The following is a 13,176-nucleotide window of genomic DNA, read 5'->3' on the forward strand; positions in this document are numbered from 1 at the left end:
CCGGTAGCAGCCGTCAGCCATGGCGACGGCGTTGCACCAGCTTTTCCACGAGCCTGAGGCTTTCCGTAACCACCACGCCGATCGCAGCCAGTGTGAGCACCACCACGAAATACTCGGCCATGCGGAAGCTGTTGCCATAAAGCGCCAGGAGCCCGCCCAGGCCCTGCACGGCGGTATAGAGTTCTGCCACCACCGTGCTGATCAGGCCGATGGTGGCTCCGATCCTGAGGCCGGTGACGATGGAGGGCAGGGCGCCCGGAACCATGATGCGGGTGAACACGTCCCAGCGCCCGGCCTTCACCGAACGCGCCATCTCGAGGAGCGACGGATCCGTCTGGGCGACGCCGGAATAGGTGTTGAGCAGGATCGGCATCACCGCGCCAAGGAACACCACGGTCAGCTTGGCCTCTGTGCCGATGCCGAGCAGAACGATGATCAGCGGGATGAACGCTACCCTTGGCGTGGCGGCAAACGCGTAGGCGAAGGGATCGAGTGCCCGCCCCAATGTGCGCCACGCTCCCATGAGAACGCCGGCGGGCAGGGCCACCAGCGCTGCCAGTCCGAAGCCGAGCACGAAGACCAAAAGGCTGTTCCCGACCGCCGGCAGCAACTGGCCATTCTGGATCAGGCGCAGCCCGGCTGCTGCAGTTTCGGCCGGAGCAGGAATAAACGGGTTGTCCAGCACCGCCGCCATTACCCACCAGGCGGTCACAAGTCCCACCAGCACCAGCGCCCGCAATCCCGCGATCATGCCGTGTTCACGCTCCGCATGTTGCAAGCGACCTTCATTCCCCGCGCCGCTCCGGTTACAAGCCCCTATCACGCCGGCTGCTACATCGCGACTCGTCGGCGCTTCCGCAAACCGGAGACATCTCGTGTCGGTTCGTCTTGCTGCCGGGCTCCTGGCCGCTCTTCTCGGCCTTGCTGCCGCGTCTGTTCCACCTCTGGCGATGGCGGCGCCGTTCCGCCTGATCGTCACCGACCACGAGCCGCCGCTTGTGCCCAATTCGGTGATGGAGCTGGCGCTGACTGAGGGATACTTCGCCCGTGAAGGGGTCGACGTCGAACTGGTGCGGGTACAGCAGACGCCCTCTGCCATTGCCGCCATGGCAGCGGGGGAGGGGGAGATGGCCAATATCGGCCTCGATGCCATGCTGCAGCTCCATGCCCGCGGAGCGACCGACCTCAAGGCGGTGATGTCGCCCAACAAGTCGCTGCCCTTTCTGATCGCCGGCTCTGACGAGATCGACGGCGCTGCCGATCTTTCCGGCCGCAGCTTCGGCGTGGGCCGTCTCGGCAGCCTCGACCATTCGCTGAGCCTCAAGGTGCTGGAGGCAGCCGGCGTCGACACCGAAACCCTCGCCATCATTCCGCTCGGCCAGCCCAACGTGCGGGCGCAGGCGCTGGCTGCGGGACGGATCGAAGCCACAACCATGTCGATCGGCGTCTGGCTGACACTGCCCGCGCACGACGGGCTCGAAGTGCTGGTCGACCAGGAGGCCTACTACCGGGCAGCGCCGGTGGTGAACAAGGTCAATGTCGTCTCCCCTGACGTTCTGGCCGAACGCCCCGATGAGGTGCGGGCGGTGATCCGCGCCCTGATACTCGCCTCGCGCGACTTTGCAGCCGAGCCTCAGCGTTGGTCCGCCGCCATGGCGGAGTTGCTGCCGCATGTGGAGCGCACCACTCTCGATGACCTCGCTGCCAGCTTCGACGGCAGCTGGAGCGTCAACGGCGGGCTGAGCCGCAGCGAGCTCGAGTTCTCGGCCGACTGGGTGTTCCAGGGACCCGATTTCGACGGACTCGATCCTGTTCCGCTGGAACACTGGGTCGAGTTCGCGCCCCTCGATGCGGTGTTGTCCGAACTCGGCACCGACCCGTCTGCCGACGCTGCCGACCGCTGATGGTAGCGGCGCCCGCTCCAGCCGCGGTCGAACTGCGCAATGTGAGCCTCAGCTTCGTCACCTCTGGCGCTGAAGTCGAAGCGCTGCGCGATCTCGGCTTCGCGGTGGAGCGTGGCCGCTTCGTTGCCATTCTCGGCCCCTCCGGCTGCGGCAAGACCACGCTGCTCCGCCTCTGCGACGGGCTCATGCAGCCCGATCGAGGGCAGGTGCTGGTCGACGGTGCCGCACCAGCGCCGGGGCCCGAGATCGGCTTCGTCTTCCAGTCCTTCCGCCTGATCCCGTGGGAGTCGGCATCGCGCAATGTCGAGTTCGGGCTCCTCGGCACCGGCATGGATGCCGTAGCGCGGCTGGAGCGGGCGCGGCACTATCTCGATCTCGTCGGTCTATCCCGCTTCACCGACGCCCGGCCGGCTGAACTCTCCGGCGGCATGCGTCAGCGGGTGGCACTCGCTCGCGCCCTCGCACCGGAGCCGCGCCTGCTGCTGATGGACGAACCCTTCGCCAGCCTCGACGCGCAAAGCCGCGAACTCATGCAGCTCGAACTGCTGCGCATCTGGCAGGCCCGCACCCCTACAGTGCTGTTCGTCACCCACAGCGTCGACGAGGCCATCCTGCTCGCCGATGAGATTTTGCTGATGGCGCCCCGCCCCGGCCGGCTGGTCGAGCGCGTGGCCATCGACCTGCCACGGCCGCGTTGGGACTACGACGTTCGGGCCGATCGCCGCTTCATCGAACTGCGGTCATTCCTCTGGCAGCGGCTGCGGGAGATGGTGCTGTCCGATCCGCTCTCTGACTTCTACCAGCCTGGCTAGATGTTGGACGCGGCCCGCTTCCAAAGCGTCGGATCGCCCTCTTTCAGCACCTGCAGCAGCGCCTCTTTCTCGCGCCGGTAAACGGGCCAGAAGCTGCGATCGTGCTTGGCGATTGTCAGGGTGTTGTCGATCAGGTCGGCGAGCTTGATGGTCTTGGCGTCCGGCGGTGCCTTGGCGGTATGCAGCAGGTCGAGATGCTTGCGCACGCGCCGGTTGCCGTCGCTTGGCCGGGAGACGTCGGTCAGCCAGCCCACCAGCTCCGCCACCCCCGCCCCGAACTCCCTCTCGATCTCCTCGATCGTCACCGGCGTATCCTCGACCACGTCGTGGAGCAGCGCCGCCGCGATCATCTCCGGCGTGTGCGGGACCGAGCGCACCAGTTCCGCCACCGCGATCGGATGCACGATATAGGGCTCGCCGCTATATTTCCGACGCTGGTCGATGGCGCCATGCGCCTCGGTGGCAAAGGCCCGTGCCCGCGCCTCGAGCTCGCTCATCGCAATTCCTTCCGGCAGGGTCTGGCCGACACTTGGTGCGCCTGCGACCTTTTCTTAGTGGACAGCAGCGGCTGAACCTTTTCAATACCGCGGCGCCCGAGACCCAGAGGGGCGCCTGGAATGGAAACACCATGTCGTCACTGACCGAGGAGTTGCGCGACGCGTTCGACGTGCGGGGGCGTGGCCTGCAGCCGCAGGGGCTTCGCCGCGCCAACGAGCGTGCCGTGCTCACGGTGATCGCCTTCTATCCCGGCTTTTCCAATGCAGAGATTGCCCGCCGTACCGGCCTCGCCCCGCAAACGGTGTCGGCCATCCTTGCCGACTGCGAGCAAGCCGGATTGATCGAGCGCGGCGAAGTGCTGCGCGGCCGGCGCGGGCAGCCTGCGACACCGATCTTCCTGCGGGCAGACGGCGCCTTCGGCATCGGCGTCGAGATCGGCTGGCGCCATGCCGAGGTTTTGCTGCTTGACCTGCATGCCCAGGTCCGGTCGCGACAGCGCCTCCACTACGCCTATCCTGATGCCACGACCATCATGACGGCGCTGGGCACTGCGATCGCCGCTCTTCGTGCTGAGCTGCCTGCCGGTGCACAAGCGCGGCTGGCCGATATCGGTGTCGCGCTCCCCGGCGAGATGCTGACGGGCCTCGATCGCTTCGGTGCTCCGCCCGAGCAGGCTGCCCTGTGGGCAGAATTGGACCTCGCCAGCGAACTGCAGGCTCAAACAGGCCTTGAGGTGTCGATCCTTGATTGCGGCAGCGCCGCTGCCTGGGCGCAGGTGGTCCACCATCCGCCGCCGCGTCCCTCCCGTTTCATTCACTTCTTTCTCGGCAACGATATTGCCGCCGCCCGTCTCGCCGAGGGCGTGGAGTGGGAAGGGCCCTTCGGCGCGCCCGCCAACCTCGGTGACATGCTGGTATCCGACAGCAGGGGGCAGTTGCAGCCCGCGCATCAACTGGCGTCGTTGTCGTCTCTGGCCGCCTTGGCCGGCCCCGCCCTTCCGGCGCACCTGCCTCCGCATGAGTGGACCTATGACGAACTGGGTCCGGTGCTCGATCTCTGGATCGATCAGGCCGCCAGTGCCCTTGCGACGGTGATCTACAACACCACCACGGTCGCAGCGGCAGGCCTGGCGATCGTCGATGGTCTGCTGCCGGCGCCCGTGCTGCACCGCTTGATCGAGGTCACTGAACGGGCTTTGGCCGGTTTGCCGGTAGGCTCCCGGCCCGTGCCCCGTCTCGGGGCTGGTCATCTGGGGGCGGTGGCGGCCGCAGTCGGTGCCGCCGAACTACCGATCTACCGTCGCTACTTCTCGCGTGCTTTCGCGGATATCGCCGCCTGATACGCGCGTCGCGAGCGCCTGCCTGAGCTGTGCACTCGGCGTGAACACCACCGTGTGGCGGGGGGAAATCTCGTGCTCGGTGCCGGTGCGGGGATTGCGGCCAGTACGGGCCGCGCGGGAGCGGACCTGAAGCGAGCCGAACCCGGTCAGCTTCACGGTTTCGCAATTCATCAGCGCCGAGCCCATCAGGCGCAGCATGTCGTCCAGCATGGCCGACACTTCGGCGCGCGGCAGTCCTGTCTCTGCCACCGCCCGTTCGATCAGATCGGCTCGAGTCCTGGTTCTGCTCACGATTCTCCCATCTCCCGGTTAAATTCATAAGCCGAACTTAAGCGCACGTCCAGTGCCGCTGCGTGGGTTTCAAACATGAAGTGATCGGTCAGGAATTGACACTTTTTAGAATGGTTATAAGGTGTGAGTTGAACCCGAGAGGCCGACGTGAGACTCACCAGACAATCCAACTACGCCATCCGCACCCTGGTCTATTGCGCCGTGAACGAGCCGGGGCTGAGCCGCGTGGCCGAGATCGCCAAGGCCTACGGGATCTCCGAACTGTTCCTGTTCAAGCTGATCAAGCCGCTGGTCGAGAATGGCCTGTTGAAGACGGTGCGTGGCCGCCATGGCGGCATTCGGCTCGGCAAGCCCGCCGAAGAGATCACCCTGCTCGACACGATTCGTCTCACCGAAGAGAACTTCGCTCTCGCCGAGTGCTTCGAGGACGGCGCCGATTGCCCGCTGATCGGCGAGTGCGATCTCAACGGCGCCCTGCGTGAGGCGCTCGGAGCCTTTTTCGAGGTGCTCGAGAGCTACACCATTGCCGACCTCGCCAGCAAGAAGCGCTCCATTCGCGAACGCCTGGGCCTGAGCACGGCAGAAGCAGTGTCCGAGACGGTTCTCGCGGCATTGAGCTGAGGCGCGCCGCGCCCGTCGCGGCATCTACAAACAAATATGAGTTTGACAGTCATATTAGGCTGTGGCTTATATCCGTCATCGCGCGGCGCCGGATGGTCGAGGGGATCGAGCCGGTCCAGCCCGCCGCGAGACGACGGAGGCTTGCTGCTGCCGTCTCCCCGGGCCGGTTAGGATCCTCAACGTCCTGACCGGCCTTTCCTTTGCCTTTGGGCTATGCTCTATCCGCCGCCATGGCTGCCGCTCCCCTTCTTTCGCTCCAGGATATCTCGCTGACCTTCGGTGGCACGCAACTGCTGGAGCGCGCCGAACTGATCGTCTCGCCCGGCCAGCGCATCGCGCTGGTCGGCCGCAACGGCTCGGGCAAGTCCACCTTGCTGCGCATCGCCGCCGGTGAAGTCGGTCACGATTCCGGCCAGCGCTTCGTTGAGCCCTCCGCAACCCTGCGCTACCTGCCGCAGGAGCCGGACCTGTCCGCCTACGCCACGACCCTGGCCTATGTGGAAGCCGGCCTCGCCCCCGGCGATGATCCACATCGCGCCCGGTACCTGCTGGAGTCGCTCGGCCTAAGCGGCGAGGAATCTCCCAGAAATCTCTCCGGTGGCGAAGGCCGCCGCGCCGCTCTTGCCCGCGTGCTCGCGCCCCGCCCCGACGTGCTGCTGCTCGACGAACCCACCAACCATCTCGACCTGCCCGCCATCGAATGGCTGCAGTCCGAACTCGACAGCCTGCGCTCGGCCATGGTGCTGATCAGCCACGACCGCCGCTTCCTGTCCGATCTTTCCCGCTCCACCGTGTGGCTCGACCGCGGCATCACCCGCCGGCTCGACCGCAGCTTCTCCGCCTTCGAAGCCTGGCGCGACGAGGTGCTGGAGCAGGAGGAAAAGGAGCGCCACAAGCTAGATCGGCAGATCGTGCGCGAGGAGCACTGGCTGCGCTACGGCGTTACCGCCCGCCGCAAGCGCAATGTCCGTCGCCTCGAAAACCTCTCCACTCTCCGCCGCGAGCGGCGCGAACAGCGTGGCGTCATCGGCAATGTGTCGATGACCGCCTCCGCCGGCCGCACCTCCGGGGCCCTCGTGGCTGAGGCCGAGCGCGTCAACAAGGCCTATGGCGTCCGCCCTATCGTGCGCGACCTCAACCTGCGGGTACTGCGGGGCGACCGGCTCGGTATCGTCGGTCCCAACGGCGCCGGCAAGACCACGTTGATCAAGCTCCTCACCGGCCTCATGGCGCCCGACAGCGGCACGGTCAAGCTCGGCTCGGCCCTCGAAATGGCCATGCTCGACCAGGGCCGCGCCCGCCTCGATCCCGAGACGCGCCTGCGCGATGCGTTGACAGGCGGCGGCAGCGATACGCTCCAGATCAACGGCCAGCCCAAGCACGTCGTCGGCTACATGAAGGACTGGCTGTTCACCCCCGAACAGGCCAACACGCCCATCGGCAAGCTCTCCGGCGGCGAGCGCGCCCGCGTGGCGCTCGCCCGCGCCCTGTCGCTGCCGTCGAACCTCCTGGTCCTCGACGAACCCACCAACGACCTCGATCTCGAAACCCTCGACCTGCTCGAGGAAATGGTCGCCGACTATCCCGGCACCGTCATCGTCGTCAGCCACGACCGCGACTTCCTCGACCGCGTCGCCACCTCCGTGCTGATGAGCGAAGGGGAGGGCCGCTGGACCGAATATGCCGGTGGCTATTCCGACATGGTGGCCCAGCGCGGCGGCGGCGTCAGTGCTCGCGCGGCGGCCGTCACGCGCGATGCGCCCAAGACCGCAGCCGCGGCGCCGCAGCCGGCCCCGGCGGCCAGGCGCAAGCTGAGCTTCAAGGACAAGCACGCCCTCGAAACCCTGCCGGCCGAGATCGAGAAGCTCGAGGCCGAGATCAAGGCGCTGAACGACGCCCTGGCCGATGGCAATCTCTATGCCCGCGATCCGAACGCCTTCGCCACGAAGTCCAAGGCCTTGGCCGACGCCGAATCCAGGCGCGCCGCCGCCGAAGACCGCTGGCTGGAACTGGAAATGCTGCGCGAGGAGCTGGAGGGCTGACCAGCGGTGCCCGGACTGGGGGCACCCCACCCCGAACCCATCATAGACCTCATGGTGAGCTGGTCGAACCACGAGGTCGCGGCCCCGGTGTCACCGACCTCCTCCTTCGACCGGCTCAGGATGAGCTCTGCGAGAGGGTGGTTTCCGCGGGGGAGACCCTCACCCCCGCCAGTCGAACACCGGCTGCTTGAGATAGGTCAGCCCCTCGGTCTCTCCGGCGATCCGCCGCAAGAGGATGCTGCCGAGCTGGAACCCGGCATCGTTGAAGTCCTCGTGCACGGTTTCGGCGCCCGGCTGGAATTGCGCGAACATCGGCGAGTTCTGCTTGGTGACCACATGGGCGGTCTGCCCAACTACTAGGCCCGCTTCGTTGAGCCCGCCGATCACGCCCAGCGCCGACACTTCCGACACGCACACCCAGCCGTCCGGCCCGTCCGGCCGGCGTGAGCGCTTCACCACATAATTGCGGATCGCATCCGTGGGGCTGAACGAATTGATGTCCCCGGCGAACTCGTGGGCAATGCCGGCTTCCGCGGCCGCCCGTGCCGCGCCCGAGCGCAGGTGGTCGGTATAGGTGAGGGCGCTTTCGGGCAGCACCACCGAAACCCGGCGGCACCCCTTTTCTGCCAGCCGCTTCACCGCCCCATAGGCATAGGCCTCGTTGTCGAAATCGACCCAGGGGTGCTGGTCCGGCCAGGCGGAGCGGCCGTGGCTGACAAACGGTACGTCGTTGTCCAGCAGATAGCGGATGCGCTCGTCGAAGCTCTCGGCCTTGGAGAAGATCACCCCATCCGCCATGCGGTTGCGCACCAGGTGCCGGATCGGCTCGATCGGGGCGACGCCCCGGAACAGCGGCGTGATCACCAGATGGTAGGCGGTGTCCCGCAGCGCCTCGGTCACTCCGGATACGATGGAAGAGCCAAATCCGTAGATCTGCTCGTCCGGCTCCAGCACCAGCGAGATCACATTGGTGCGCCCGGTTTTGAGGCGCAGCGCCGCCCGGTCGGGCAGGTAGCCGATCTCGGCGGCGATCTTCTGCACCCGGTCGCGCGTTTCCTGCGCCAGTTCCGGGGCATTGTTGAGCGCGCGGGATATGGTGGTGACCGCAAGGCCGGTCATCTGCGCGATCGTCTTCAGCGTGGGCTTGCCGGATGGCTTCACCCCCCGCTTGCCTTTGGTGGCCGCGACCTCTGGATCGGACAATTTTCTACCCCTCGGCCCGGCTGTTTCGCCGGTTGTGACGCTTGAGACGTCGACAACAGCAGATTGGTTACATCGTTTCAAGTCGCGGTTTTTCGAGGCACGTACGTCAAATTCACTGCCACCACTTTTCGGTCTTGTCTGCCCGAATTCGAGCAGGATTTTCCGTCATTGGTCGAAAGTCTGGATTCGGAGGGCTGGTGTTTGCCCGCAAACACCCCTATGTTGCTCCTGCATCGGCACTTGCCGATGCTTGTCCGTCAACCAGCAGGAAAGGAAAGAAGATGATCGCTTCGCAGACCTTCACCCTCCATGCCGGTTCCGACAACGTACGCACCTGTCATCGAGACGCCAAACGCTGGCCGGGCTGCTGCGTAAAACGAATGTGACCCTCGGTCACACCCCCGTCGCACAGTCCAACTAGAACCCAGCGTTGCCGGCCGGTCCGGTGCGAGGCTCCAGCCTCCGCCCATTCACCGTCCCCGACGCACCAACGGAGCGTCTCATGATGCAGGAGAGCAGTCTCAACAGGGCCCCAGCGCAGCGGCCTATCGTCATAGAAGTCTCGGGTGAGCCGCAGGGCGTCGTCGTCCCGGCCGAAGGCGGCTACCGTTTCGTCGCGGTGAAGCTGCCGGCCTTCGCGATCGATGGTCAGCACTTCGCCTCGGTCGATCTCGCCACCGCCGCCGTCGCCCGTGCATTGAACGACAGCGAAGCCGCCGCCTGAGCGGCTTCGCCTCACCGTCAGACCTGCGGGCTTGCAGGTCTCGCGATGTGCGCGGCGAGCACGCAGGCCGAAATGATCAGTGCCCCGCCGATCCAGAGTTGCGGCCCCGGCACCTCCCCGAAAAAGGCGAAACCGAACAGCCCGGCCCAGAGCAGGCCGGAATAGTCGATCACGGCGAAAACCGCGACCGGCAGGCGCTTGAGCCCATTGATCAGCAGCAGGAAACCAGCCGCACCCAATAGGCCGATCAGCACGGTCAGCACCGCCGCCCAGCCGGTGGGCACCACGACGTCCTGCGCGGCCAGCGGCAGCACCAGCACAGCCGCGAGAAAGGTCTGCGCCATGGTCATCGCTGCCGGCGCCTCGCGTTCCGAATGGTGCTTGAGGATTACCAGCGTCAGCGCATAGCAGAGCGGAGCCAGCACCGCCGCCAGCCAAGCGAGCGGCTCGCCTCCGGTCCAGCCGGCAATCATCGTGCCGCCACCAAAGATGATCACGGCACTGCCGGTTGCTCCCAGCGCCAGTCCCAGCCACGCCGCCGGGCGGATCCGCTCGCGGAACACCACCGCACCAATCAGCGTCACATAGAGTGGCGCCGTCATGCCCAGCGCGCCGACCACCGCCAGCGGCAGTCGCGGCACGGCGTAGAAGAACATCCCGGCGGTGATCACCAGCATCACCGCCCGCAACACTTGCCGGCCGAAATTGGCCCGCCGCGGCCACTCGCCCCGCGTGGCCGCCACGAATAGCGCCAGCCACAACGCCGCCCCCAGGCAGCGCGCGAACACGATTTGGAAGGTGGTGAGCGTCTCGCCCAACGCCTTGGCCGACGAATCCATCGCCACCAGCATCACGATGCCGCTCGCGGCCAGCGCGATGCCGGAGCCGATCTTGTGCTGGGTCATGGGAGCGAAACTCGACGAGGTGGGGAAGGATGGATGCCCTGTGCCGGGGCAGGGCGCAAGGGTGAGAAACTACGAGAGTTCAGTGCCCCCTCACGCTGGCCTCTCCATGGGGGAAGGCGAGAGCCGCGAGTTCGAAGATGTGACAGCCACTGCCGCTGCCGCATCGTCCCCTCGCCCCTCCGGGGAGAGGGTGGATCGCGCGCAGCGCGAGACGGGTGAGGGGACTTTCCTGGTTCGGCGCCCTACGCCCGCGCCGACCACCGCACCTCCGGCACGAACCCGAAATCCGTGTCGAACGGATATTGCGGCACGCTCTTGTGCTCTCGCACCAGCCGCTCCACGAACTGATCCACCACGCCCGGCGAAAGCGCCATCAGGCTCGGATTGGCGATGGGTCCGAGATCCGGCGACAGATAGCCCGACTTGACCACCACGATCTTCGCAGTGCGCGGATCGAGTCCCAAACGGGTGAAATCCGCAATGTTGTGGAACGGCCGCCGCCGGGCCGTCAGCACCAACTCGACGCCCTCGATCCGCACCACCGCCTCGCGCAGCCGCGGCTCCGCTGCCTCCAGCAGGTACACCACCTCGGCTTCCGCCTCGACCGGGGTGCTGGAAGGGTCGAGCGATCCCCCGATCCTGAGCTGCGCCTGTGCACCAACCCCGGCCTCATAGGCCGCGTCCGTCGCCGCCTGATCGGCAATGCCGGCGAACAACACGCCCTCCGCCTTGCGCCGCAGCAGTTCCGCGAGCACTTCCGCCCGGTCACCGACACCGCCCCCGGTCGGGTTGTCCCCCGATTCCGCCAGCACCACCGGCGCGGTTCTGGACGCGACCGCCCACTCGACGCACTCCTCGATCGAGCCGGTAGTCGTGCCGAACACGAAGCCCTCGCGCCTGTCCCAATAGTCCTGCGCCAGGTGTCGTGCGGCAGCCGTCATTGCCTCCCGATCGGTCCCGGTGAGCACCGCGCAGGCCGTGGCGCGGGGCTCGTCCGCCCACACATAGCCCACCTGGAACGACGCATCCCAGATGCCCGTCGGCTCCTCGACGGCATGAAGCTGCGCATAAAAGCTGCGCGCCGGCTCGTCCTGCGTGGAGGTGCGTTCGCCCGGCAGCAGCACCGGCACCGGTGCCCAGGCCAGCATCGGCTTTTCACCGCGGCTCAGCGCCCGCACCAGCATGGTCACCGCCCGCCGCATCGTATCGGGCACGTCGATATGCGGCGCCGTCCGGTAGGTCGAAAAGATATCGAGATTGTCGATGATGCGCTGGCTTATATTGCCATGGAGGTCATAGCTCGCCGCGATCAGCACATCGGGGCCGACCACCTCGCGCACCGCCGTGATGAAGTCGCCTTCAGCGTCGAACATGCCCTCGACGAACATCGCCCCGTGCATGGCGAGATAGACGCCGTCCAGCGGCAGCGCAGCGTGTAGCCCCTCAAGGATCTCCCCCTTCCACCTCTCGTAGATGCCGCGTTCCACCGGTCCGCCGGCGATGGCGCGAGCATGGAGGATGGTGATGAACTCGGCCGGAAAGTGCGTCAGAAAGTCGAAATAGGCGTCCTTCAGCATGGAGGGGCCGCGCAGCACGCGGAAGTCCGCCTCCCGCGCCAGAACCGGGTTATAGGTGCTGCATTCGGTGTGCAGGCCGGCAACGGCTATCCGCATCGTCACACTCCAGGAACAGAGGAAGTCTTTGGCCGCGCCGCCAGCCGTCCGGTCAGCGCCACGCTCACCAGCAGCACCGGCACCAGGCAGGCGATGCCGAGGCGAATGCCGCCGAGTTCGGCAACGAAGCCGATCAGCGGCGGGCCGATCAGAAAGCCGGTGAGGGCCACGAAGCTCAACACCGCGAGGTTGGCCGAGGCTGGCCGCTCACCCACCGACGCTGCGGCCGTCACCGCCAGCGGAAAGCCGACCGACACGCCGATTCCGATCACCGCGAAGCCGGCCAGTGCCAGCGGGATGCTGGGAGCCAGGTACAGCAGCACGGCCCCGGTCACTGCCAGCGCCCCGCAGAGCCGCGCCGTGCCCACAGCTCCCAGCCGCCGCTTCATGGCGTCACCGCCGAACCGGCCAGCCGCCACCATCATCGCGAACACCGAATAACCGAGTCCCACCATCCCGCTCTCGGCAGCGAGCGCGTCGCGCAGGAAGATCGCCGACCAGTCGGCCATCGCCCCTTCAGTCATGGTGATGCCGAACACGAAGCAGCAAATGCCGATCAGCGCCCAGCCCGGCGGGCTCCAGCCGCGTTTGCCTTCGCCCTGCGCTTCGGCCGGCGCATCGAGTACCGGAAGCACCCGCCCGGCTACGAGCGCCACCGGCAGCACAAGCCCTGCGACCAGCAGGATGGCGATCCACGGCGCCAGACCCACCGCCGCGAACATCGAGCCGATCAGGCTACCCGCCATGATCCCGAGCGACCAGCAGCCATGGGCGGTGTTCATCACCAGCCTGCCGCCGGCGCGCTCCACCTGGTCCGCCATCACATTGAGCCCGAGCTCGACGAACGAGATGGCGGATCCCGCCAGCACCAGCGCCAGAAACAGCAGCAGCGGGTCGAGCGCCAGCGCCGGCAGCGCCACCACCGCCGAATAGAACATGAATCCCCACAGGATCGCGGCGCGGGCGCCGATTCGGGCAACGATGCCGCCGGCGAAGGGGAGGGTAGCGAGCGTACCGCAGGGCAGCCCCAGCAAGGCAACGGCCAAAGCCGCCGGCCCGAGCTGCAAACCCGCCTGCACCTCCGGAATACGCGGCAGCCACGAGCCGAATGCAACCGGCTGCAGAAAGAAGGTCAACAGGACCAGGCGCTGGGGCGTGAACATC

General features: G+C 66.7%; 13 protein-coding genes. 6 read left to right on the top strand and 7 right to left on the bottom strand.

The annotated features are described in order from the left end of the window. Nucleotides 1-13 precede the first annotated feature (13 nt). Nucleotides 14-778 carry an ABC transporter permease gene (locus tag ACFSX5_RS11190; protein WP_386833509.1) on the bottom strand — a complete coding sequence of 255 codons (765 nt, stop codon included), beginning with the start codon at nucleotides 776-778 and terminating at the stop codon, nucleotides 14-16. 97 nt (nucleotides 779-875) lie between these two features. On the opposite strand from ACFSX5_RS11190, the gene ACFSX5_RS11195 reads away from it, so the two are divergent. Beyond that, nucleotides 876-1,904: an ABC transporter substrate-binding protein gene (locus ACFSX5_RS11195; protein WP_386833511.1), complete on the top strand. Its 1,029-nt coding sequence runs from the start codon at nucleotides 876-878 to the stop codon at nucleotides 1,902-1,904. After that, nucleotides 1,904-2,716: an ABC transporter ATP-binding protein gene (locus tag ACFSX5_RS11200; protein WP_386833512.1), complete on the top strand. Its 813-nt coding sequence runs from the start codon at nucleotides 1,904-1,906 to the stop codon at nucleotides 2,714-2,716. The genes ACFSX5_RS11195 and ACFSX5_RS11200 overlap by 1 nt, the downstream gene beginning before the upstream one ends. Here the strand turns inward: ACFSX5_RS11200 and ACFSX5_RS11205 are convergent. Next, nucleotides 2,713-3,213, bottom strand: a complete 501-nt coding sequence (locus ACFSX5_RS11205; protein ID WP_386833513.1) for an HD domain-containing protein — start codon at nucleotides 3,211-3,213, stop codon at nucleotides 2,713-2,715. The two genes, ACFSX5_RS11200 and ACFSX5_RS11205, sit on opposite strands and share 4 nt — an antisense overlap. Before the next feature lie 131 nt (nucleotides 3,214-3,344). Between ACFSX5_RS11205 and ACFSX5_RS11210 the strand changes: the two genes are divergently transcribed. Beyond that, complete coding sequence (locus tag ACFSX5_RS11210) at nucleotides 3,345-4,553, top strand: ROK family transcriptional regulator (RefSeq protein WP_386833514.1); 1,209 nt, start codon at nucleotides 3,345-3,347, stop codon at nucleotides 4,551-4,553. On the opposite strand, the gene ACFSX5_RS11215 is transcribed toward ACFSX5_RS11210, so the two are convergent. Next, nucleotides 4,500-4,844 carry an integration host factor subunit alpha gene (locus tag ACFSX5_RS11215; protein WP_386833515.1) on the bottom strand — a complete coding sequence of 115 codons (345 nt, stop codon included), beginning with the start codon at nucleotides 4,842-4,844 and terminating at the stop codon, nucleotides 4,500-4,502. The genes ACFSX5_RS11210 and ACFSX5_RS11215 overlap by 54 nt on opposite strands. A gap of 147 nt (nucleotides 4,845-4,991) precedes the next feature. Here ACFSX5_RS11215 and rirA point away from each other — a divergent pair, with 147 nt between their 5' ends. Then, nucleotides 4,992-5,465, top strand: coding sequence for an iron-responsive transcriptional regulator RirA (gene rirA, locus ACFSX5_RS11220; RefSeq protein ID WP_386833516.1), 474 nt, complete (start codon nucleotides 4,992-4,994; stop codon nucleotides 5,463-5,465). Nucleotides 5,466-5,695: 230 nt separating this feature from the next. Continuing rightward, the gene (locus ACFSX5_RS11225) at nucleotides 5,696-7,507 is read left to right on the top strand and encodes an ABC-F family ATP-binding cassette domain-containing protein (protein ID WP_386833517.1); all 1,812 of its coding nucleotides are present in this window, start codon (nucleotides 5,696-5,698) and stop codon (nucleotides 7,505-7,507) included. Between the two features lie 159 nt (nucleotides 7,508-7,666). Here the strand turns inward: ACFSX5_RS11225 and ACFSX5_RS11230 are convergent, their stop codons facing one another. After that, a complete protein-coding gene (locus ACFSX5_RS11230; protein ID WP_386833518.1) occupies nucleotides 7,667-8,710 on the bottom strand; it encodes a LacI family transcriptional regulator in 1,044 nt (347 codons plus the stop codon). A gap of 502 nt (nucleotides 8,711-9,212) precedes the next feature. On the opposite strand from ACFSX5_RS11230, the gene ACFSX5_RS11235 reads away from it, so the two are divergent. Beyond that, entirely contained in the window at nucleotides 9,213-9,434 is a 222-nt protein-coding gene (locus tag ACFSX5_RS11235) for a hypothetical protein (RefSeq protein ID WP_386833519.1), read from the top strand. A gap of 17 nt (nucleotides 9,435-9,451) precedes the next feature. On the opposite strand, the gene ACFSX5_RS11240 is transcribed toward ACFSX5_RS11235, so the two are convergent. The 3 genes from ACFSX5_RS11240 to ACFSX5_RS11250 form a co-directional block, all read right to left on the bottom strand. Next, complete coding sequence (locus ACFSX5_RS11240; protein WP_386833520.1) at nucleotides 9,452-10,339, bottom strand: DMT family transporter; 888 nt, start codon at nucleotides 10,337-10,339, stop codon at nucleotides 9,452-9,454. Nucleotides 10,340-10,581: 242 nt separating this feature from the next. Further along, complete coding sequence (locus ACFSX5_RS11245; RefSeq protein WP_386833521.1) at nucleotides 10,582-12,012, bottom strand: M81 family metallopeptidase; 1,431 nt, start codon at nucleotides 12,010-12,012, stop codon at nucleotides 10,582-10,584. A 2-nt stretch (nucleotides 12,013-12,014) separates the two neighbouring features. Continuing rightward, complete coding sequence (locus ACFSX5_RS11250) at nucleotides 12,015-13,175, bottom strand: MFS transporter (RefSeq protein WP_386833522.1); 1,161 nt, start codon at nucleotides 13,173-13,175, stop codon at nucleotides 12,015-12,017. Nucleotide 13,176: the final 1 nt, after the last annotated feature.

It is taken from the genome of Devosia albogilva (genome assembly GCF_042685625.1).
GTDB classification, from domain to species: Bacteria; Pseudomonadota; Alphaproteobacteria; order Rhizobiales; family Devosiaceae; genus Devosia; species Devosia albogilva.

Bases quoted from the DNA above. Each gene is read 5' to 3' on its own strand.
- ACFSX5_RS11210 (WP_386833514.1), top strand. From the start codon at position 3,345: ATGTCGTCACTGACCGAGGAGTTGCGCGACGCGTTCGACGTGCGGGGG.
- ACFSX5_RS11235 (WP_386833519.1), top strand. From the start codon at position 9,213: ATGATGCAGGAGAGCAGTCTCAACAGGGCCCCAGCGCAGCGGCCTATC.
- ACFSX5_RS11245 (WP_386833521.1), bottom strand. From the start codon at position 12,012: ATGCGGATAGCCGTTGCCGGCCTGCACACCGAATGCAGCACCTATAAC.
- ACFSX5_RS11250 (WP_386833522.1), bottom strand. From the start codon at position 13,175: ATGTTCACGCCCCAGCGCCTGGTCCTGTTGACCTTCTTTCTGCAGCCG.
- ACFSX5_RS11225 (WP_386833517.1), top strand. From the start codon at position 5,696: ATGGCTGCCGCTCCCCTTCTTTCGCTCCAGGATATCTCGCTGACCTTC.
- ACFSX5_RS11240 (WP_386833520.1), bottom strand. From the start codon at position 10,339: ATGACCCAGCACAAGATCGGCTCCGGCATCGCGCTGGCCGCGAGCGGC.
- ACFSX5_RS11205 (WP_386833513.1), bottom strand. From the start codon at position 3,213: ATGAGCGAGCTCGAGGCGCGGGCACGGGCCTTTGCCACCGAGGCGCAT.
- ACFSX5_RS11200 (WP_386833512.1), top strand. From the start codon at position 1,904: ATGGTAGCGGCGCCCGCTCCAGCCGCGGTCGAACTGCGCAATGTGAGC.